Origin of the sequence: Kitasatospora sp. NPDC048545, assembly GCF_040651155.1 — a bacterium.
GTDB lineage: Bacteria > Actinomycetota > Actinomycetes > Streptomycetales > Streptomycetaceae > Kitasatospora.
This window is the reverse complement of the sequence record NZ_JBEZIQ010000072.1, coordinates 25,977-46,030: the sequence shown is the minus strand read 5'-3', so window position 1 is coordinate 46,030 and position 20,054 is coordinate 25,977. Positions and strand designations below refer to the sequence as shown.

Below are 20,054 nucleotides of genomic sequence, written 5' to 3'. Positions count from 1 at the left end.
TCCACCCCGAAGGGCTTCACCGTTCGACTTGCATGTGTTAAGCACGCCGCCAGCGTTCGTCCTGAGCCAGGATCAAACTCTCCGTGAATGTTTACTCGGCCCCACAATCAAGCAGGGCCGGTTCACACCCGCGTTGAGCGGCACGGCAACCACCGGAATAGGGCGGTCCCGCGCACTGCGTCCTCGCTAGTGTTTGTTTCAAAAGGAATCTCCAACCCCGATCAAACGATCGAGGCCGGGGATGTCAACATATCTGGCGTTGACTTTTGGCACGCTGTTGAGTTCTCAAGGAACGGACGCTTCCTTCGGACCGCCTTCCAGCAGGCCCTCCGGGCTTCGTTCTTTCGTGTTTCCAGCTTACCAGATGTTTTCCGCTCCGTTTTCCGGAGTTTCATTCATCCGATTCCCGCTGGCGGGATTTCCTGCAAACTTCGTCCCGAAGCCTATCAAAGCTTCAGTGCGCTGGTTTCGCAGGATTTGCTTCGTCGGAGGGCGCGCATTTCGTGAAACGCGCTCGCCTCGATTCGGCGGTGTCGTAGACACTAACGCCCGGGCCCGACCGTTGTCCAGTCAGTCCCAACCGTTCAAACCTACTAGTCCGCCCTCACCACGTCAATGGTTTGGCCGGGATGCGAGAAGACTAGCAGGTCAGAGGAGTGTTGATCGCATCGCCTCAGCCCGCGACGGGTTGCAGGTCCGCCCGGTCGGCCGCGTCCAGGTCGCCGAACTCGCCGTCCTCCGCGGCCTTTCGGCCCAGCACCAGGGCGTAGAGGAGGAAGGCCACCTCGGCCGACACGCCGATGGCGATTCGCGCCCACGTGGGCAGTCCCGACGGGGTGACGAAGGCTTCGAGGACGCCGGAGACCGCCAGCACCGTCGCGAGGCCCATGGACATTCCGATGATCGAGCGTCCCTGTTCGGCCAGCGCGACGCCGCGCGTGCGCGGACCGGGGGCGATGACGGTCCAGCCGAGGCGCAGGCCGAGGCCGCCGGCCACGAAGACCGCGGTCAGCTCCAGCAGGCCGTGCGGGATGAGGAGACCGAGGAAGACGTCGAGGCGGCCGGCGGAGGCCATCAGCCCGATGCCGACGCCGAGGTTCACCACGTTGGTCCACATCACATAGACCACGGGGATGCCCAGCGCGATCCCGTACAGCAGGCACTGCACCGCGATCCAGGCGTTGTTCGTCCAGACCTGCGCCGCGAAGGAGCTGGCCGGCCGGTCCGAGTAGTAGGCCTCGTACTGTCCGCCGGGGCGGGTCATCTCCCGCAGTTGGTCGGGCGTGATGAGGCTGTTGCGGACCTCCGGGTGGGTGGCCATCCACCACGCGAGCAGCGTGGTGAGGAGCAGCGAGAGGACGGCGACCGGCACCCACCAGTGGCGGGCACGGTAGAGCGCGGCCGGGAAGCTCACCGTGTAGTAGCGGGCGACGTCCTGCCAGCCGTTGGTGCGGGCTCCGGTCACGGCGCTGCGGGCGCGTGAGACCAGGCTGGTCAGGCGGCTCACCAGGGCCGGGTCGGGCGCGGCGGCCTGCACCTTGGCCAGGTGGCCGGTGGTCCGCTGGTAGAGGGTGACCAGTTCGTCCGCCTCCTCGCCGTTGAGCCGCCGCCGGCGGGCAAGGGCGTCCAGCCGGGCCCACTCCCCCTGGTGGGTGGCGACGAAGACGTCCAGGTCCATTCGGCGGCTCCATGATCGGCGGTGGGCGCGGACGGGCGTGCGCGGGCGGGCAGGTGCGTACGGACACGTGCGGCCCAGCATGCCAGCAGGGGCCCTGGGCGCGGCCCCCGGGATCTCACTTCCCGTGCGCCCGCCGGGCCCCGTATGTTTGCGGCTGCGGATCAGACTGCGGAGAGCGGGGCACGGGGGGCCGATCCGGGCCGTTTCCCTCCCCGGCGCTGCCGCCCCCGGCGGTCCCGGATCCCATGGGCGAGCCGGACGGGCTCCAAGAGCGTGAACGGACAGGTGTCTTGAGCGACCTGGTGACGGGTGAGGCGGTCGTCCTCGGCCTGCAGACGGCGAAGCTTCCGAGCCGGGCACTGGCGATCGTGCTCGACCTGCTCGTGGAGTTCGCCGCCCTGCTGGTGGTCACGCTGCTGCTGAGCGTCGCGCTGGTCGGCCTCGACGGCGCGGCGCTGGCGGCCACCATGATCGGCCTGATGGTGTTCTTCCTGGTGGCGGTCCCGGTGATGGTCGAGACCTTCACCAACGGCCGTTCGCTCGGCAAGGCCGCGCTCGGTCTGCGGGTGGTGCGCACCGACGGCGGCCCGGTGCGGTTCCGGCATTCGCTGGTGCGCGGGCTCGTCGGGTTCTTCGAGTTGATCGCGTTGTCCGGCTCCCCCGCGATGATCACCTCGGCGGTGAATCCGGACGGCAAGCGGCTCGGCGACATCTTCGCCGGGACGGTGGTCGTCCGCGAGCGCACACCGGGTGCGAGTGGCTCCGCTGCCCCGCTGCCGCCGGTGCACCCGCATCTGCTGCAGTCGATGGGCCGCGAGCTGGTCGCGATGGACTTCTCCGCGGTGCCGGAGCCGCTCTGGCTTGCCATTCGCCAACTGCTCGGCAGGGTGGGGCAGTTGGACCCGGCGGTGATGAACCGGATGACCGCTCGGCTGGCCGAGGACCTGTCCGCCCGGATCAGCCACCCAATGCCCCCGGGGCTGCACCCGGCGGCTTACCTGGGCGCGGTGCTCACCGAACGCCAGCGGCGGGAGTGGATCCGCGCCCAGGAGCGGCTGCGGGCAGCCGGCCCGGTGCCCGTGCAGGTTCCCGCGCCCCGTCCGGCCTCCGGTCCGGTGCCCACCACGGCCGACGGCCGGCCCCTGCGGGTCCTCGGTGTCCCGGCCGATCCGGCACCGGTCGCACCGGTCGCACCCGTCGCACCCGTCCTGCCCGTCGCACCGCTCGCACCGCCCGCCGCCGTACCGGCCGCCCCGACCGCGCCACCGGCGCCGTCATTCGACAAGCCCGCCGCCGGCACCGGCTTCGCCCCGCCGTCCTGACACCCGGACGCCCGGACGCCCGGACAACGCAGCGCCCCGACAACGCAGCGCCCTGGCGCCCCGACGCCCGGCGCCCTAGTCCTCGTCGTCTCCGCCGTCCCCCACCCGCCAGGCGTTCGGCGGTGACTCCAGCTCCTCCAGCTCGATCCCGCCCGCCGCCAGCACCACGTCCCCCGCCAGGTGCACGACCTGCTGCTCCCCCGTCTCCAGGTCCGCGACCTGGTACCGCTCGACCAGCAGCGGCCCCGAGTCCGTCTCGTGCGTCTCGACGCCCTCCAGCAGCCACCCCTGGTCGAGGGTGCGCGGCGCCAGCACCGGTTCGGTGAACGCCACCAGCCGCACCCGCGCGCTCGCCCCCTGCCGCAGTCGCAGCAGCCGGGCAGTGGCGACCAGGAAGCCCGGCGAGCTGCCGGTGAAGGCGTGCGCCCGGTCGTGTCCCTCCACCGCGTGTTCGCCACGGGGGTCGGCCGCGTCGGTCCGGACCCAGGCCACGCCGTCCACGGCCCCGCCGCGCACCTGCCAGCCTCCGGCCCGCAGTTCCATCCGCAGCGGCCGGGCCCGCGAGTCCAGCGTGAGGTCGACGCTGCCGATCACCCGGCCGTCCGGTGCGTAGGTCTTGGAGACGTACCGCCACCCGGCCGCCCCGGGGGCGCAGCTGAAGCGCTCCTCGCCGAGCAGGACGTGGTCGTGCGTGTCATGGAGCGAGTAACGGCCATTGGGCATGCCCGGAAGCCTACGTGTGCGTTTCGCGTGCAACGTTCTCCGGTCGCCCGCGCATTAGGGGTGTGGACGGCGCCGGACCGGTGCCGCCGCCACGACGAGAGGGGGTGCGGATGGCGAAGCAGACGCGCGACGAGGAGTTCACGGAGTACGTGGCCTCCAGGAGCGGCTGGCTGCGGAAGGTCGCCTATCTGCTGTGCGGGGACTGGCACCGGACCGATGACCTGGTGCAGGAGACGATCACCAAGCTGTACGTGAACTGGGCGAGGGTGGCGCGGGTGGAGAACCGGGACGGCTACGCCCGGCGGATCCTGGTGAACACCTTCCTGGCCGAGCAGCGCTCCCCGTGGTGGCGGCGCACCGTCCGTGCGGGGGCCGAGCCGGACACGGTGGCGGGCGGCGTCGACCTGGACGCCTCGCTCGACCTGCGCCGGGCCCTCTCCGCCCTCCCGCCCCGCCAGCGGGCCACGGTGGTGCTCCGCTACTACTGCGACCTGTCCATCGAGCAGGCCGCCGAGGCTCTGGGGTGTTCTTCCGGCAACGTCAAGAGCCAGAGCTCTCGCGCGCTGGACGCCCTGCGCGGCAGCCTCACCGCCCGTCCCGCCGTCGCCGAGAGGATGTCATGACCACCGCCGATCCCCACGACCTGGCCACCCGTCTGACGGACCTGGCCGACGAACCGGCGCCGCCTGCGGGCTTCGACGCCGGCCGGTCCATGGCCGAGGGCGCGGCCCGGCTGCGCCGTCGCAAGCTGGCCGTGATCGGAGCCGTCGCGGCCGCGACGGCCGCGGTGGTGACCGGCGGCACGCTCCTGCTCCCGGGCAACGGCACCGCCGCACCCCTACGGCCGGCCGTGCCCGCGGTGGCCACCACCACGGCCCCGACGGTCACGCCCACCCCGACCGCAGCACCGGACCGGACCGGGGCCGACCCGCTGGCCCCCGAGATCCGGTTCGGCCGGCTGCCGGACTGGGCCAGCGGTGAGAACGGCGTCAGCTACCAGACCGGCTTCCACGGCGTCGAGTTGCTGGCGAGCGGCCGGGGCGAGAACGCCCCGAGCCTGCGGCTCTCGCAGTTCCCGGCCGGGTCCCGGCCCCCGATGGCCGGGCCGCCCGGCAGCGACGTCCGCACGGAGGCGGCCGAGCCGGTCGGCGGCCGGACCGCCTACTGGGTGGTCTCCGACGCGCCGCCGTACGACACGCCCACCCTGCGGTGGCTGACGCCCTCGGGCCGCTGGGCGGAGCTCTCGGGCTCCGGCGGCCGGCCGGCGGACGTCTCGCGGGAGGTCCTGCACGACGTGGCCGCCGGGGTCGGGTACGGCACGTGGGACGTCCCGCTGCCGGTCCGGTTCAGCGGACTGCCCGAGGCCTTCGAGGCCACCAACGTCCAGCTGAGCCGTCCGGGTTCGGACGGCAAGGGCGCGTGGAGCATGTGGCTGATGCTCCAGGCGGAGAGCAGGACCGTCTGGTTCACCGTGAAGCCGGCCGCCCCGGGGGCGCCGGCATCACCGACCGGCAAGGACGGGTCGCCGCTGACCGGCCCGAACGCGCCGCTGTGCTCCGTGGGCAACGGGGTGCAGGTGTGTGTCGGGGCCTCGGCCGACCTGCCGCCCTCGCTGGAGCGGCTCGGCGGACTGCCGTGGATGCTCGCCCACACCACGGCGCTCGGCGTGGACGCGAGCACCTGGACGACCGACGTCATGCGCTGACACCGGCCGGACGCGCCGGTGGCCGGCACCCCGAGCGGGGTGCCGGCCACCGGCGTCAGTACCTCAGCGGCACCGCATCAGTAGCGGTACTGCTCCGGCTTGTACGGGCCCTCGACCGGAACGCCGATGTAGTCGGCCTGGTCCTGGGTCAGGGTGGTCAGCTTCACGCCCAGCGCGTCGAGGTGCAGGCGCGCGACCTTCTCGTCCAGGTGCTTCGGCAGCACGTAGACGCCGATCGGGTACTGCTCGGTCTTCGTGAACAGCTCGATCTGGGCGATCGTCTGGTTGGCGAAGGAGTTGGACATCACGAAGGACGGGTGGCCGGTCGCGTTGCCCAGGTTCAGCAGGCGGCCCTCGGAGAGGACGATGATGGTGCGGCCGTCGGCCTTGCGCCACTCGTGGACCTGCGGCTTGACCTCGGTCTTCACGACGCCCGGCAGCTGCGCCAGGCCGGCCATGTCGATCTCGTTGTCGAAGTGGCCGATGTTGCCGACGATGGCCTGGTGCTTCATCCGCGCCATGTGGGAGGCCAGGATGATGTCCTTGTTGCCGGTGGTGGTGATGAAGATGTCGGCGGTCTCGACGACGTCCTCCAGGGTGGCGACCTGGTAGCCGTCCATCGCCGCCTGGAGCGCGCAGATCGGGTCGATCTCGGTGACGATGACGCGGGCGCCCTGGCCGCGCAGCGACTCGGCGCAGCCCTTGCCGACGTCGCCGTAGCCGCAGACGACCGCGACCTTTCCGCCGATCAGGACGTCGGTGGCACGGTTGATGCCGTCGATGAGCGAGTGGCGGCAGCCGTACTTGTTGTCGAACTTCGACTTGGTGACCGAGTCGTTGACGTTGATGGCCGGGAACAGCAGCTGGCCGTCACGGTGCATCTCGTACAGGCGGTGGACACCGGTGGTGGTCTCCTCGGTCACGCCCTTGATGGTGGCGGCGACCTCGGTCCACTTGTTCGGGGTGTCCTTCAGGGTGCGGTTGAGCAGCTCCAGGATGATCCGGAACTCGTCGTTGTCCGCGGTGGACGGGTCCGGCGCGCTGCCGGCCTTCTCGAACTCGACACCCTTGTGGATCAGCAGGGTGGCGTCGCCGCCGTCGTCCAGGATCATGTTCGGGGTCTTGCCGTCAGGCCAGGTCAGCGCCTGCTCGGTGCACCACCAGTACTCCTCCAGGGTCTCGCCCTTCCAGGCGAAGACCGGGATGCCCTGCGGGTTCTCCGGGGTGCCCTCCGGGCCGACGGCGATGGCGGCGGCCGCGTGGTCCTGGGTGGAGAAGATGTTGCAGGAGCACCAGCGGACCTCGGCGCCGAGCGCCGTCAGGGTCTCGATCAGCACGGCGGTCTGGATCGTCATGTGCAGCGAGCCGGTGATGCGGGCGCCGGCCAGCGGCTTCGACTCGGCGTACTCGGCGCGGATGGACATGAGGCCGGGCATCTCGTGCTCGGCCAGCTGGATCTCCTTGCGGCCGAACGGCGCCAGGGAAAGGTCGGCGACCTTGAAGTCACCGGTGGTGTCGCTGGACATGCGTCTGCTCCTCGCTGATGGGGTGGGGCCGAAGGTCCGGTCGTGTGTCGCGCGCGGCAGGCCGTACGGGTGCACGGCTACGCCCGGGCCGCCGGATCCCCGCGGTGGCGGACCGGCTCCCTGTTGCGCAGCACAAACCGTCGGAGGACCTCTCTCCCTCGACCGGCGCACACCCTACGGGCGCGGACCGCCGATCGACCGCCATCAGCAGCGACGTTCTGGCTCTGGTGACGAATCTACACCGACGGCCCCACCGGCCGTCTGCCGATGACCGATTTCGGCCCCCGGCCCGACCGGGGCTCCAGTGCGGCTCCGCCCGCCCGCTCGGGGCGGGGCGGAGGGGCGTCAGTGCGCGGCTTCCGGGCCCGGCCCGCCGGGCGTGGCGGCCGGGTCCTCGCCCGCCGCGGCCTTCTCCGCGCTGTAGACGTCGGGCTCCAGGTAGATGGCCCGCGCGATCGGGACGGCGGCCCGGACCCTCTCCTCGGCCGCGTCGATGGCCTCCGCCACCAGGGCGGCACTGTCCTCGGCGTTGACGCCGATCTTGGCGGCGACCAGCAGCTCCTCCGGGCCGAGGTGCATGGTCCGCATGTGGATCACCCGGGTCACGGAGCGGCCGTCCACCAGCGCCTCGCGGATCCGGCGCACCGCGTCCTTGTCGGCGGACTCGCCGAGCAGCAGCGACTTGGTCTCCATGGCGAGCACCACGGCGATCACCACCAGCAGGACGCCGATGCACAGGGTGCCGATGCCGTCCCAGACGCCGTCACCGGTGATCACGGTGAGCGAGACGCCGAACAGTGCGAGCAGCAGGCCGATCAGCGCGCCGGTGTCCTCCAGCAGCACGACGGGCAGCTCCGGCGCCTTGGCGGTGCGGATGAACTGCACCCAGCCCCGGTCACCCTTGAGCTTCGCCGACTCCCGCACGGCGGTGAGGAAGGACCAGCCCTCCATCGCGATGGCGAAGACCAGCACGCCGACCGCCCAGACCCAGGAGTCCAGCGCCTCGGGGTGGTTGACCTTGTGCCAGCCCTCGTAGATCGCGAACAGGCCACCGACGCTGAACAGCACGATGGCCACCAGGAAGGCGTACACGTAGCGCTCGCGGCCGTACCCGAACGGGTGCTCCTCGTCCGCCTCCCGGCGGGCCCGCTTGCCGCCGACCAGCAGCAGCACCTGGTTGCCGGAGTCGGCCACCGAGTGCACGCCCTCGGCCAGCATCGAGGACGAGCCGGTGAAGCCGAAGGCGGCGAACTTGGCCGCCGCGATCGCCAGGTTCGCGGACAGCGCCGCCACCAGTGCCTTGGTGCCGCCTTCGGTGCTCATGCCTGGGTGTCCTCACGGGGTCGGTCAGCGTCGTCGACCGCTTACCGTACCGGCCGCGCGGCCCGGCCCGTTCGACCGTCTCAGGACTGCGCGGCAGCGAGGCCCAGGTAGACGGCGGCGAAGTCGGTCAGTGCGACCAGGTCGACCAGGGCGTGCAGCACGTCCGGCCGGGCGGTCGCGTACTCGGTCAGCCGGACATCGTGCGCGGCGGCCAGCCGGTGCGCCCGGGTCACCCCGAAGCTGCGCGGGCCCGCGTCCTCCTCCGGCACCTCGGCCGGCCCGTCCTGATCGTCCGACGCTCCACCGGCCGGGCCCGGGGCGTGCCGCAGCAGCAGGACCTGCAGGTGCAACGGGTCCGGCTCCTCGACCCGGTCACGGAAGAAGTCGTCCGGGTCGGCGCCCGCGCCCAGCTGCCCGGTGAACATGCCGCGGTGGGCGGTGAGCACCTGCGGCAGTTCCCCGGCCAGCGCCGGCCGTCCGGCCCGGTCGGCCAGCTGGGCGGCGAAGCGGTCGGCGGCGGCGCCGGCGATCGGGCCCTCGGCCCACAGCAGCGGAACCGTCCCGGCCAGCCGCGCGGCCAGTCCCTTCGCCGGGTTGGTGTACGCGGCGGCGTCGGGGCGGCAACGCACGGCGGTGGCGTCCAGCAGGTCGGCGACGCCCGGCAGCGCGTCGTACGGCAGCTGGGTGAGGCCGATCTTCTGGGCGAGCGCCAGCAGCGGGGCGAGGTGGGACCAGAGCGCGGCCGGGTCCTCGGGCGGCAGGTCAGGCTCGGCGGCCGCGACGGCGGTCCGCCCGTCCTCGGGCAGCACCGAGGTCACGTACGGCAGTGGCAGCGCGCGCACCTGCAGGGCGGCGTCGGCCAGCGCGCTGCCCGCCGGGGCGGTGACGACGACCGCGCAGCCGCGCGCGTAGGCCTGCTCGGCGAGGCCGACCAGGCCCTGCTCGCCGCCGGCGGCGGAGCTGATCACCAGCAGGTCGAGCGGGCCGGCCCAGCCGGGCAGCTGCCAGCCGAGCCCGGTGGTGAAGGCGGGCGGGGCGCCGGCCCGGTCGGCGCGCGGGGCGGCCGCCTCGGCCGGCGGCAGCGGCACGACCAGGCTCGCGGTGCCGGCCAGCGCGGCCAGCATCCCGGCCGCGGTCAGCGCGCTGCCGTGTCCGGCGACCAGGACGGCGCGCGGGCGGCCGTCCGGGCGCAGCCGGTCGAGGCCGGCCGCGTCGGCCTGCCGCAGCGCGGTGCGAACCCGGGCACCGGCGCCGGCCAGGGCCAGCAGGGCACCGTCCCGGTCCGCGCGCTGGAGGGCGGCCGGGTCGTCGAGCAGGGTGTCGTCGAGCATGCGGCGGGCCTCCGGCTGCGGTCCTGGGCGGCTGGCGGGGTGGGGCTTCGCCCCAAGGATCAGGCCGGGCGGCGGGCCTCGTCCACCAGGAGGACCGGAATGCCGTCGCGGACGGGGTACGCGAGGCCGCAGTCCGCGCCGGTGCAGACCAGCTCGGGCTGCTCCTCGGTGCCGCCCTCGGCGAGAGCGGCCCGGCACTGCGGGCAGACCAGGATCTCCAGCAGGAAGGATTCGAGCTTCATGGGGCTCTCCATAGTTCGGTGGTGGCACGGAGGTGCCCCGGCCGATAGGCAACCCTACCGGCCGGGGCACGAGCGCCTCTGGTGAGGCGCGCTTCGCTCAGCCTCGGAGCTCAGTCGCTGAGCTCAGCCTCGGAGCTCAGCCTCGGAGCTCAGCCGCGGAGCTCAGCCGCGGACGAGGGCGAGCACGCCGTCGCGCAGCTCGGCCATCTTCGCCGGGTCCTTGGCCTCGACGTTCAGGCGCAGCAGCGGCTCGGTGTTGGAGGCGCGCAGGTTGAACCACCAGTCCGGGCCGGCCAGGGTCAGGCCGTCCAGCTCGTCCACGGTGGTGCCCTCCGCGTCCGCGTAGGCGGCGCGGACGGCGGCGGTGCTGGCGGCCTGGTCGTCGACGGTGCTGTTGATCTCGCCGGAGGCCGCGTAGCGGTCGTACTCGGCGGTGAGCTCGGACAGCGTGCCCGGCTGCCCGCCGAGCGCGGCCAGCACGTGCAGCGCGGCCAGCATGCCGGTGTCGGCGCGCCAGAAGTCGCGGAAGTAGTAGTGGGCGGAGTGCTCGCCGCCGAAGACGGCGTCGGTGACGGCCATCTCCTGCTTGATAAAGGAGTGGCCGACCCGGGTGCGCACGGGCTTGGCACCCAGCTCGCGGACCACCTCGGGGACGGTCCAGGAGGTGATCAGGTTGTGGATGATCGTCGGCTCGGCCTCGCCGGCGGCCTGGGCACGGGCGATCTCGCGGGCGGCGACCAGGGCGGTGATCGCGGACGGGGAGACCGGCTCGCCGCGCTCGTCCACGACGAAGCAGCGGTCGGCGTCGCCGTCGAAGGCCAGGCCCACGTCGGCGCCGACCTCGCGGACCTTGGCCTGCAGGTCGACCAGGTTCTTCGGGTCGAGCGGGTTGGCCTCGTGGTTGGGGAAGGTGCCGTCCAGCTCGAAGTACATCGGGACGAGGTCGATCGGCAGGCCGTCGAAGACGGTCGGCACGGTGTGGCCGCCCATGCCGTTGCCGGCGTCGACCGCGACCTTGAGCGGGCGGATCGCGGTGAGGTCGACCAGGCCCAGCAGGTGGTCGGCGTAGCCGCGCAGGGTCTCCTGCTCGGAGAGCGCGCCGGGCTTCACGTCCCTGGCCGGGACCGTGACGGTGTCGTCGGCGGCGGTCCAGGACTCGACCAGCTCGCGGATCTCGGCCAGGCCGGTGTCCTGACCGACCGGGGCGGCGCCGGCCCGGCACAGCTTGATGCCGTTGTACTGGGCCGGGTTGTGGCTGGCGGTGAACATCGCGCCGGGCAGGTCGAGCTTGCCGCTGGCGTAGTAGAGCTGGTCGGTCGAGCAGAGCCCGATCCGCACCACGTCGGCGCCGTAGGCCGCGGCGCCCTCGGCGAAGGCCAGGCTGAGCGACGGGGAGGAGGGGCGCATGTCGTGGCCGACCACGATCGCGGACGCGCCGGTGACCTGGACGAACGCGGCACCGAAGGCCCGGGACAGGCTCTCGTCCCACTGGTCCGGGACGACGCCTCGGACGTCGTACGCCTTCACGAGCTGCTTGAGGTCGCGCACTGCGGCTCCACCCTGGTCTCTGTACTGGTCGGTCGGGATACGTCGGGGCCCACCGCCCGTCCGGTCGACGGACGCAGTGGCGGTAGACGGGCAGCGTACCCGGGCCGGACGAACGCCCCGTGCCGGGAGAGTCGTCAGTTGTCGGGCGAGCGCAGGACCCGGAGGTGGCCGCGGCGGCTGCCCTCGGTGGAATCGCCCTCGGGCGCGCGGCCCTGACGGGGGGTCTGCGGGCGGGCGGCCTCGCGCACGGCGTTGGCGAGGGCCTCCAGGTCGTCGCTGCTGCGGCGCAGCGGCCCGGCCTCGGCGGCGAGCCGGACGACCTCCCAGCCGCGCGGGGCGGTGAGGCGCTCGGCGTGCTCGGCGCACAGGTCGTAGCAGTGCGGCTCGGCGTAGGTCGCGAGGGGGCCCAGGACGGCGGTGGAATCCGCGTAGACGTACGTCAGCGTCGCGACGGCCGGCCGGCCGCACGCGGTCCGCGAACAACGACGTACAGAGCTCACGAGGGTGGACGGTACCGCACTCCCCGCCGGGGAGCGAAGACCGCCTGCCCGGAGGGTGTGCCGTGTCGCCCTCCGGGCGCCGGGGCCGCGCATCGGCCGCCCCGGGCGTTTCCCCGTCGGAGTGGTCCACTTCCGACCGTCCAAGGACTACTCTCGGCAGTGATATGGACAGCTCCGCACCGCAGTCATCGACAGGCCCAGCGCGCCGCCCCCGGCACCGCGACCGGCACGGCAGGGGGCTGCGCGGCCCGCTGGCGCCCCCGCAGGTGCCGATCTCGCTCACCCGCTCCGAACTGTTCGACGACTACGTGCGCGAGTCGGTGGAACGACTGGAGCGGCGTTGGCCGCAGCTGATCGAGGTGGAGTTCGCCGTCCAGGAGGTGCCGCTGCACGAGCCGGACGGCGCCGACGCCGAGGACGGCGTGCCGCTGGGGCGGGTGTCCCCGGGCACGCAGGGGCGCAAGAGTCAGATCGTGGTGTACCGGCGGCCGGTGGAGATCCGGGCGAAGACCCGGGAGGACCGCGCGGCGCTGGTGCACGAGATCCTGATCGAGCAGGTCGCCGAGTTGCTGGGCCTCTCGCCGGACGCCATCGACCCGCGCTACGACGAGGACTGAGCCGGGGCCGGTTCGGCCGGGGTCCGGGGCGGCACCACGCGGTGCCGCCCCTTCGGCTTGCTCAGCGCAGGACGACGCCCGGGTCCTGGGCGGCCTGCGGGACCTTGACGGTGCTGTGGTCGTCGCGCAGCGCCTGGACGGTGAACATCGGCACGTCCTTGGCGGGGATGGAGAGCATCCGGGCGGCGACCACGGGGCCGCCGGAGACGGTCTCCACGGTGAGCGCGAAGACCCCGTTCAGCCCGGCGGGCTCGGGCGCCGGGAGGGCGACGGTGCCGCCGGCCGGGATCTGGACCTCCTTGGTGGCCGGGGTGCCGCCGCCGCTGCCGGCCGAGGCGGTGACCCGGACGGTGGCGGCGTCGCCGGCGGAGGTCAGGTAGAGCGTGGAGGCGCCGGTCCGGTTGTCGGCGACGGTGGCGCGGGCGCCGACCGGGTTGCTGCCGGTGAGCCAGGCCGCGTCGGACTTGCCGTTGGCCGCCGCCCGGTCGACCCGCAGCCCGGCCACGACGGGGGTGGGGTGCTTGGGGTCGCTGGGCGACAGCCGCAGGCCGGCGACCTCGTCACGGGTGACCTTGCCGAGGTCGACGGCGGCCACCATGCCCGCCTTGACGTGGATCGACTCGTTGCCGGCCGGGGTGAACCAGCCGTTCTTGCCGGAGAGCTGGATCTTCAGGTCGGCGTCGTCCTCCGGCGGCGCCCAGACCACCAGGCGGGCCGAGGCGGTGTCCGCCGGCAGGCCGGGCAGCACCTGGGTGTCGGCCGGGGCGGCCGAGGCGGGGATCCAGTCGGCGCCCTTGTTGCCGTCGGCGGCGTGCAGGGCGGCACCGATCCGGCCGGAGCGGACCACCACGTGCACGGCGAGGTCGGCGACGGCGCCCTTGGTGAGGGTCGACAGCAGGACGGCCTGGGAGCTGCCCGGGGCGACGGTCAGGCCGTTGGCGGCGTCGTTCTCGATCAGGCCCTTGTCGCCGTACAGCTTGATGTCGACCACCGCGGCGGAGGACTCGGTGTTGACCAGGCTCAGGTAGTCGACGCGGTCGCCGGCCGTGCTGGCCCCGGCGAACCAGAAGCCGGTGCCGGCCGGGGTGCAGGTGACGCCGGACAGGCCGAGGCCGCGCTGCTCGGTGACCACGGTGGTCTGGGTGACGGTGAAGCCGGGGGCGAGGGCGCCGGTGGCGACCGCTCCGGTGCCGGACGCGGTGTCCCCGTTGGCCGCCGGGCCGGTCGCGGGCGTGCCGGGCTTGGTCAGGGTCAGCCGGGCGTCCGCGGGTGCGGCGTTCTTGTCCTGGGCCGGGGCGGTGGTCGGCGCGCCCGAGCCGGTCGGGGCCGGCGTGGTGGCTGTCGGGGTGGCCGGGGCCGAGGGGGTGCCGGAGGGCTGGGCGGCGGGCACGGCGGGCGCGGCCGCGTCGGACAGCCAGCCGGAGCCGCCGGTGGCGGAGCCGCTCCCGGGCGGGGTGTAGGCGGAGAGCGTGGTCGAGCCGGTCAGGCCCTGCAGGGGCTGCGGGCAGACCGCGCCGGTCCGCTCGACCTGCGCGGTGCTGGGGGCCGCTCCCCCGTCCGCCGAGGCCGGGGCGGCCGGCGGGCGCACCTGGGCGATCCCGAACACCGCCGCGAGCACCACGGCCGCGGCGAGCAGGGACGGGGCCGTCCTCGTCCCGCCGGCCTTGCCGGCGAACCGGCCGGGCGCGCCGGCCGGTTCGGGCGCGGACGACTTCGGCGCGGGGGCGGTGCCGACCGGCTCGGGGGCCTCGTCGGCGCCGGGCTTCTTCCTGAATGCGGGCTTCTTCATCGCGGGTCAGCTCCCCGATCCGGGCTGGTGCGGGTACCGGCCGGTCCCGTTGGGGTCGTTCGGGTCGTAGTAGGGCTCGGCCTGCGGCTGCTCCGGCAGCCAGGGCTGCTGGTGCTCGGGCTGCTGGTACGCGTCGTAGCCGTACTGCGGCTGCTCCGACTGGTACGGCTGCTCGTAGCCCTGCTGAGGGTAGGCCTGTCCGCCGTCGTAGCCCTGTCCGTCGTACCCCTGGGTCTCGTAGCCCTGGCCGCCGTAGGGCGCGGCCACCGGCTGCTGGGCCGCGTACTGGTCGTAGCTGTACGGGTCGGCCTGCTGGTACGTCTGGTACGGGTCGCTGTACGGCTCGGCCTCCTGGACGGCGGCGGCCGCCTGGACCGCCTCGGTCACCGGTTCGCCGGCCGGCTGCGCCGGGACCGCGCCCGGCCGGCCCTCGTACACCCCGGCCTCGTCGGCGCCGGGCTCGCCGCCCTCGCCGCGCTCGGCCATCCGGCGGGCCCGGCGGCTGCCGGGGGCGGGGGCCTGCGCCTGGGCGGCGGCGGCCAGCGCGGCGGCGGCCACCACCTCCTCGGGCAGGTCGTCGTCGTTGTGGTTGCGGCGGCCGGGCAGGGCCAGCACCAGGATGGTCAGGCCGAGCAGCACCTGGCCCCAGATCCAGCCGGTGTGGGCGAGGCTGCCCTCCCGGGTGACGGTCAGCTTGCCGCCGCCGGCCGGGAGCTTGAAGCCCTGCGCCCAGCCGTCGACGGTGGTGGGCTCCAGCGCGGTGCCGTCCACGGTGGCCTTCCACTCGGGCGCGGCCGACTCGGCGAGCCGCAGCACGCGGCCGTCCGGACCGGCCGGGACGGTGGCCGCGAGGTCGCGGGCACCGGACGGGACGACCACCGGGGTGGTGCCCGGGCCGGTGATCACCGCGCGGACGGCGGGGGCACCGCTGACCTGCCACAGCGCGGCGCCGTTGTCCTGGTTGGTCTTGACCAGGCCGGGCGTGGTGTCCAGGACGTCCCGGAAGACGTCGATCACCGGCTGCTCGACCAGCACGTAGGCGATGCCGTAGCCGGCCAGGGCGTTGGCCTGGTCGGCGCCGGAGCCGGCCAGCAGGCTGCCGACCATCCGGTTGAGGCCGTCCTGGGTGCCGGTCGCCGGGTCGACGGTGGACTCGGCCTGGCCGAGCGTCAGGCCGGCGCCGCGCACCACGGTGTAGCGGACGGCGCCGCCGCTCTTCTCACCGGTGACGACGAGGGTGCGGGACCGGTCGGTGGTGCCGGCCTCCTCGGCGATGAAGGCGGGCACCTGACCGCTGTCGGCGCGGTGCAGTGGCTTGCCGACGCCGGTCAGCGCCCACCACAGGCCGGTGCCCAGCGGGGCCAGCACCGCGGTGGCCACCACCAGGGCGGCGACCGGCTGGCGCCAGCCGAAGGCGATCCCGGCGACGCGGGCGTTGGCGCCGTCGGCGCCGATCGCGGCCGCGGCCAGCAGGGCGATACCGGCGATCAGGGTGGCCGGGCCGGCCCAGGCGGGGACCGCCGGACCGCCGGAGGCCGGGGTGACGGAGGCACCGGCCACCACGACCGAGAAGACCAGGCCCGCGCCGGCCGCGCCCCAGGCGGCGAGCACCGCGCGGCGGCGGTCGGCGCGCAGCAGCGCGGCGAGCGCGGCGAGGACGACGCCCACCGACAGCCAGATCGGCGGCACGCCGGCGCCGCCCGGGTTGACAAGCAACAGGCCGGCCGCGCTCGCGCCGGTGCCGTGCAGACCGGGCAGCCCGGCCTCCAGCAGCAGCGACTGCGGGTGCGACAGCACCTTGAGCGACCACGGGGCCAGCACCGCGACCGGGACCGCGAGGATCACCAGGACGCGCAGCCCGAGCAGCCGCAGCGCCGTACCACCGGAGCCGAAGGCACCGCCGCGCACGACCGCGGCGACGAGCATCGCGAGGCAGAGCGGAACGGCGAGCGCCCAGGTCAGCGGGACGAAGGCGGTGGCCAGGCCGAGCAGCAGGACGGCCATCCAGACCGGCCGCCAGCCCGGGCGGGCGCCCTTGGCGGCACTCTCGTCCCGGATGCCGAGACCGGCTGCGATCGCGGCGGCGCGGGCCAGCGGCGGCAGCAGCACGGCGAGGACGGCGGTGCCGATCCGGCCCTGGGCGAGCGCGCCGGTCGCGGCGGGCAGCAGCGCGTAGGTGGCACTGGCCCAGGCGCGGACGAGCTTGGAGTCCAGCAGCGGCCGGGACACCAGGTAGGCGCTGACCGCGGACAGCGGGACGGTGAGCACGACGAGCAGGGTGAGCGCGAGGTCGGCGTGGTCGAACAGCAGCCAGGACAGCACCGCGAGCACGCCGAGGTACGGCGGTGCGGCGGCGGTGGAGCCCGTACCGACCGGATGCCAGGCGTCCGCGTACATCGACCAGAGGCCGCTCGCGCCGTCGGAGGCGGGCAGCAGCGCGCCGCCGAAGAGCTCGCCGCTGCCGAACAGGCCGCGGCAGGCGATCAGGGCGAACACCAGCAGGGCCGCGAAGAGCACCGGCGCGGGGCGCCGGGCGAGCTTCTTGATCAGCGCGAACTGCTCGACGACCAGGTCCTCGGAGTCGTCGTCGCCGCCGGCCTCGGCCGAGCCGTGCCGGCTGCCGGTGTCGTCACTGCCCCCTATCCCGAGCGAACCGATGACGCCTTCGACGGCCAGCCGGGTGGTGGCGCCGGGCGCCGGGAAGAGCGTGCGGTCGTCCAGGGCGTCCGCCGCCCTGGTCCGGGCGCGGCGTTTGCGCGCGGCCAGCAGCCTCGGGAACCGGACGAGTTCGTGGCCGAGACCGGCGAGCTCGTCGACGGCCTGGCGCGGGTCCTTGCCGAGCAGATTGGTGACGGCCCGCAGCAGGGTGCCGAGCACCAGCCGCAGCAGGACGTAGGGGAAGAGCGCGCCCCGGCAGTTGGCCAGCAGCGAGTAGACGGCACCGGCCTTGTCCACCCGGTGCGGGTGGGAGGAGGCGCAGTCGATGGCGCGGCGTTCGCGGGCGGAGGCCTCGGCGTGCCGCAGCACCGCGTCGGGGGCGATCACGACGCGGTGGCCGGCGGCGTTGACCCGCCAGCAGAAGTCGGTGTCGTCCCGCATCAGCGGGAGGGCCTTGTCGAAGCCGCCGAGCTCCTCGAAGACGTCCCGGCGCACCAGCATGCCGGCGCTGGAGACGGCGAGCACCGGGCGGACCTGGTCGTGCTGGCCCTGGTCCTGCTCGCGGCGGTCGAGGCCGGTCCAGCGCCGCCCGGAGCGGGCGATCGTCACGCCGACCTCAAGAAGCTGCCGGCGGTCGTACCAGCTGCGCAGCTTGGGGCCGACCACGGCGGCGCTGGGGGTGGAGTCGGCGACCTGGAGCAGGCGGCGCAGCGCGTCGGTCTGCGGCTCGCAGTCGTCGTGCAGCAGCCAGAGCCACTCGACCGGCTGGGTCTCGCGCGGGCCACCGCGGCCGAGGTCGTCCTCCTGGGCGAGCGGGTCGCCGAAGTCGTCCCAGCCGCCGGTGACCGGGTCGTAGCCGGAGGGGTCGAGCCGGTAGGGCAGGTCCTCGGGGCGCAGCGGCGGGCTGTTGAAGACGGCCTCGGCGACGGCGGTGCCGAAGCCGGCCCTGCGGCCGAGGACGAGCGGGCCGCTCTCGGGGAGCCAGTCGGCGAGGGTGTCGGCGAGCAGCTGCGGGGAGCTGTCGGTGGAGCCGGTGTCGACCGCGAGGACGCGCTGGACCTGGCGGTCCTGCCCGAGCAGTCCCGCCAGCGCCTGGGGGAGCCAGCGGGCACCGTCGTGCGAGACGATCACCGCGGTGACCAGGTGGCGCGGGTAGGCGGGCGGCCGGGAAGCGGTGAAGCCGCTCTGGTGGCTGTAGACGGTCATCGAGTGCGCGGGCCCCAGTTCTCGGTGGACACAGCCGGTGAACGGCAACCGGATGGCGCACCACACTAACGGCTCCGGGTGGACGCTTCGTCCGGGAGGCCGGTGCGGGGACGGTGAAGGAGACGGCGGAGGGGACCGCGGAGGCCGCGGCGGAGGCCGCGGCGGCGGGGAGGAGGGAAGGGGCCGGGAACGCGAAAGCGCCCCACCACCGCGGTGAGGCGCCCGTACAGCTGTGCGGTTGTCCGTCGTTGTCGAAAGGTCAGCGGGGCCGGCGGGCCGGCCCGTCAGACCGCGCTCTTCTTGAGCCGACGGCGCTCGCGCTCGGAGAGACCGCCCCAGATGCCGAAGCGCTCGTCATTGGCGAGGGCGTACTCCAGGCACTCCGAGCGGACCTCGCAGGCGAGGCAGACCTTCTTGGCCTCGCGGGTCGAGCCGCCCTTCTCGGGGAAGAAGGACTCGGGGTCGGTCTGGGCGCACAACGCGCGCTCCTGCCAGCCGAGTTCCTCCTCGTCCTCCGTGATGCCGTCCCCGATCAACAGCTCAAAGAGCTCGCTCATGTGGCGCGCCTCCTCTGCCCCTACTTGGCGTCCCCGTGGTTGCCGTTGCCTCGTGCGGCTGACGACACGAGTGAAATTACAGTTGCGTCACTCTGGCCCAGTCAAGCCGAGCTCTGGTATTGGGGCCAGGATTCACTCCCCGGCACCAAGCCGTTACGAATAGTGTACATATTCGGACACAACGGACCTTCCGCCTCAAGGCCCTGAACTGCGCCGAACCGTCCGCAACCATTCGCCAGGTGACGCCCGGTCACCACCACAGGCCGGTCATCGGCCTGCCTTCCCGGCGATCTTCTCATCGAAACATAGAGAGTGATGAATCACCCCATCAGGGCAAGATCCGGGCCTAACCCACTCGAATGCCGCATCCATGGGTTTGACACCGGCACCGCGGATGCGGTGTCCTTGCCCCTATGTCAGAGTCCACCAGCCCCCGGAGCGGTTCCACGCTTCGCCGTGCCGTGAACTCTTGTTGTCGCCTCTGTTCCTGCTGTATCTAGGCGCCCGCGTCCCACCGCGCGCCGCCCCAGGAAGCACAGAGGCCGCCCGCGATTCCCGCCCCAGGACATCCCGGATCCGGCTGATCCCGACGAACCAGCCGACACCTCCGAGGACGACTCCCGTGCGCATGATCCGCATCCGCAGGCGGAACCGCGACCGCAACAAGCTCGCCCGCCGTGGCCTCGCCGCCCACTCCCCCCGCCGCACCGGCGGACAGCGCTGGGCGGACGGGCTGAGCGACGTCTCCATCGCCGGCGACCCGCTCGCCTTCCCGTACCTGGCCCGGACCGACCTGCCGGCCCACCCCACCACCGTCGCCGGGTACGCCCGGCTAGTCCGCGAGATCGCCGCCGACCGCGCCCGCTGGGAGCCGCTGGTCCGCTACGACGCGCTGACCCGCTGGTACGCCCGGCTGGAGACCGGCCCCGGCTACGAGGTCTGGCTGCTCAGCTGGCTGCCCGGCCAGAGCAGCGGCTTCCACGACCACGGCGAGTCCTCCGGCGTGATGACCGTCGTCCGCGGCGAGCTCGTCGAGCGCTCCCTCACGCTGCCCCGGCCCTCGGCCGGAGGGGCCCCCGGCGGCGCGGTCGCCCGCGCCCTTAAGCCCGGCGGGCAGCGGGTGTTCTCCTCCGGCTACCTGCACGAGGTGGTCAACGGCGCGCTCGAACCCGCCGTCTCCATCCACCTCTACACCCCGGGCCTCACCGAGATGAACCAGTACGGCGCCCACGTCGTCCCCGAGCAGCACACCGAACAGCACGCCGAACAGCACGCGGAGCCGCGGCGGGCGCCGTCCGAGCGGCACTGAGCGCAGGCTGACGGACGGTC

General features: G+C 73.6%; 16 protein-coding genes and 1 rRNA gene. 5 read left to right on the top strand and 12 right to left on the bottom strand.

Features of this window, described 5'->3' with window-relative positions; all coding sequences use genetic code 11:
- Positions 1 to 88: ribosomal RNA gene (locus AB0D10_RS40595) — 16S ribosomal RNA — on the bottom strand; the annotation flags it as partial.
- Between the two features lie 585 nt (positions 89 to 673).
- The gene (locus tag AB0D10_RS40590; protein WP_360266252.1) at positions 674 to 1,678 is read right to left on the bottom strand and encodes a stage II sporulation protein M; all 1,005 of its coding nucleotides are present in this window, start codon (positions 1,676 to 1,678) and stop codon (positions 674 to 676) included.
- Between the two features lie 290 nt (positions 1,679 to 1,968).
- Here AB0D10_RS40590 and AB0D10_RS40585 point away from each other — a divergent pair, with 290 nt between their 5' ends.
- Complete coding sequence (locus AB0D10_RS40585; protein WP_360266250.1) at positions 1,969 to 3,000, top strand: RDD family protein; 1,032 nt, start codon at positions 1,969 to 1,971, stop codon at positions 2,998 to 3,000.
- A gap of 75 nt (positions 3,001 to 3,075) precedes the next feature.
- Here AB0D10_RS40585 and AB0D10_RS40580 read toward each other — a convergent pair whose 3' ends face one another.
- Positions 3,076 to 3,723: a hypothetical protein gene (locus AB0D10_RS40580; protein WP_360266247.1), complete on the bottom strand. Its 648-nt coding sequence runs from the start codon at positions 3,721 to 3,723 to the stop codon at positions 3,076 to 3,078.
- Positions 3,724 to 3,833: 110 nt separating this feature from the next.
- Here AB0D10_RS40580 and AB0D10_RS40575 point away from each other — a divergent pair, with 110 nt between their 5' ends.
- Both AB0D10_RS40575 and AB0D10_RS40570 read left to right on the top strand, forming a co-directional pair.
- Entirely contained in the window at positions 3,834 to 4,346 is a 513-nt protein-coding gene (locus AB0D10_RS40575) for a SigE family RNA polymerase sigma factor (protein ID WP_360266245.1), read from the top strand.
- Entirely contained in the window at positions 4,343 to 5,428 is a 1,086-nt protein-coding gene (locus AB0D10_RS40570) for a hypothetical protein (RefSeq protein WP_360266243.1), read from the top strand. The genes AB0D10_RS40575 and AB0D10_RS40570 overlap by 4 nt, the downstream gene beginning before the upstream one ends.
- A gap of 77 nt (positions 5,429 to 5,505) precedes the next feature.
- On the opposite strand, the gene ahcY is transcribed toward AB0D10_RS40570, so the two are convergent.
- From ahcY to AB0D10_RS40540, 6 genes are all read right to left on the bottom strand, one after another.
- Positions 5,506 to 6,954: an adenosylhomocysteinase gene (gene ahcY / locus AB0D10_RS40565; RefSeq protein WP_360266240.1), complete on the bottom strand. Its 1,449-nt coding sequence runs from the start codon at positions 6,952 to 6,954 to the stop codon at positions 5,506 to 5,508.
- 345 nt (positions 6,955 to 7,299) lie between these two features.
- Positions 7,300 to 8,277 carry a cation diffusion facilitator family transporter gene (locus AB0D10_RS40560; RefSeq protein WP_360266237.1) on the bottom strand — a complete coding sequence of 326 codons (978 nt, stop codon included), beginning with the start codon at positions 8,275 to 8,277 and terminating at the stop codon, positions 7,300 to 7,302.
- A gap of 80 nt (positions 8,278 to 8,357) precedes the next feature.
- Complete coding sequence (locus AB0D10_RS40555) at positions 8,358 to 9,608, bottom strand: SIS domain-containing protein (protein ID WP_360266235.1); 1,251 nt, start codon at positions 9,606 to 9,608, stop codon at positions 8,358 to 8,360.
- Between the two features lie 59 nt (positions 9,609 to 9,667).
- Positions 9,668 to 9,850 (bottom strand): Trm112 family protein, encoded by a 183-nt coding sequence (locus AB0D10_RS40550; protein WP_097237660.1) that lies wholly within the window; start codon positions 9,848 to 9,850, stop codon positions 9,668 to 9,670.
- 162 nt (positions 9,851 to 10,012) lie between these two features.
- Positions 10,013 to 11,398, bottom strand: coding sequence for a phosphomannomutase/phosphoglucomutase (locus AB0D10_RS40545; protein ID WP_360266231.1), 1,386 nt, complete (start codon positions 11,396 to 11,398; stop codon positions 10,013 to 10,015).
- Between the two features lie 134 nt (positions 11,399 to 11,532).
- A complete protein-coding gene (locus tag AB0D10_RS40540) occupies positions 11,533 to 11,898 on the bottom strand; it encodes a DUF3499 domain-containing protein (protein ID WP_360266228.1) in 366 nt (121 codons plus the stop codon).
- A gap of 164 nt (positions 11,899 to 12,062) precedes the next feature.
- Between AB0D10_RS40540 and AB0D10_RS40535 the strand changes: the two genes are divergently transcribed.
- Positions 12,063 to 12,515, top strand: coding sequence for a metallopeptidase family protein (locus tag AB0D10_RS40535; protein WP_360266225.1), 453 nt, complete (start codon positions 12,063 to 12,065; stop codon positions 12,513 to 12,515).
- A 61-nt stretch (positions 12,516 to 12,576) separates the two neighbouring features.
- Here AB0D10_RS40535 and AB0D10_RS40530 read toward each other — a convergent pair whose 3' ends face one another.
- From AB0D10_RS40530 to AB0D10_RS40520, 3 genes are all read right to left on the bottom strand, one after another.
- Positions 12,577 to 14,304, bottom strand: coding sequence for a DUF5719 family protein (locus AB0D10_RS40530; protein ID WP_360266223.1), 1,728 nt, complete (start codon positions 14,302 to 14,304; stop codon positions 12,577 to 12,579).
- Positions 14,305 to 14,310: 6 nt separating this feature from the next.
- Positions 14,311 to 18,168 carry a glycosyltransferase gene (locus tag AB0D10_RS40525; RefSeq protein WP_360266220.1) on the bottom strand — a complete coding sequence of 1,286 codons (3,858 nt, stop codon included), beginning with the start codon at positions 18,166 to 18,168 and terminating at the stop codon, positions 14,311 to 14,313.
- A gap of 284 nt (positions 18,169 to 18,452) precedes the next feature.
- A complete protein-coding gene (locus tag AB0D10_RS40520; protein WP_188299667.1) occupies positions 18,453 to 18,725 on the bottom strand; it encodes a WhiB family transcriptional regulator in 273 nt (90 codons plus the stop codon).
- Positions 18,726 to 19,347: 622 nt separating this feature from the next.
- Here AB0D10_RS40520 and AB0D10_RS40515 point away from each other — a divergent pair.
- Positions 19,348 to 20,034 carry a cysteine dioxygenase family protein gene (locus tag AB0D10_RS40515; protein WP_360266217.1) on the top strand — a complete coding sequence of 229 codons (687 nt, stop codon included), beginning with the start codon at positions 19,348 to 19,350 and terminating at the stop codon, positions 20,032 to 20,034.
- The last annotated feature ends 20 nt before the right edge of the window (positions 20,035 to 20,054 follow it).

Bases quoted from the DNA above. Each gene is read 5' to 3' on its own strand.
- AB0D10_RS40590 (WP_360266252.1), bottom strand. From the start codon at position 1,678: ATGGACCTGGACGTCTTCGTCGCCACCCACCAGGGGGAGTGGGCCCGG.
- AB0D10_RS40580 (WP_360266247.1), bottom strand. From the start codon at position 3,723: ATGCCCAATGGCCGTTACTCGCTCCATGACACGCACGACCACGTCCTG.
- AB0D10_RS40575 (WP_360266245.1), top strand. From the start codon at position 3,834: ATGGCGAAGCAGACGCGCGACGAGGAGTTCACGGAGTACGTGGCCTCC.
- AB0D10_RS40570 (WP_360266243.1), top strand. From the start codon at position 4,343: ATGACCACCGCCGATCCCCACGACCTGGCCACCCGTCTGACGGACCTG.
- ahcY (WP_360266240.1), bottom strand. From the start codon at position 6,954: ATGTCCAGCGACACCACCGGTGACTTCAAGGTCGCCGACCTTTCCCTG.
- AB0D10_RS40560 (WP_360266237.1), bottom strand. From the start codon at position 8,277: ATGAGCACCGAAGGCGGCACCAAGGCACTGGTGGCGGCGCTGTCCGCG.
- AB0D10_RS40555 (WP_360266235.1), bottom strand. From the start codon at position 9,608: ATGCTCGACGACACCCTGCTCGACGACCCGGCCGCCCTCCAGCGCGCG.
- AB0D10_RS40550 (WP_097237660.1), bottom strand. From the start codon at position 9,850: ATGAAGCTCGAATCCTTCCTGCTGGAGATCCTGGTCTGCCCGCAGTGC.
- AB0D10_RS40535 (WP_360266225.1), top strand. From the start codon at position 12,063: ATGGACAGCTCCGCACCGCAGTCATCGACAGGCCCAGCGCGCCGCCCC.
- AB0D10_RS40530 (WP_360266223.1), bottom strand. From the start codon at position 14,304: ATGAAGAAGCCCGCATTCAGGAAGAAGCCCGGCGCCGACGAGGCCCCC.
- AB0D10_RS40525 (WP_360266220.1), bottom strand. From the start codon at position 18,168: ATGACCGTCTACAGCCACCAGAGCGGCTTCACCGCTTCCCGGCCGCCC.
- AB0D10_RS40520 (WP_188299667.1), bottom strand. From the start codon at position 18,725: ATGAGCGAGCTCTTTGAGCTGTTGATCGGGGACGGCATCACGGAGGAC.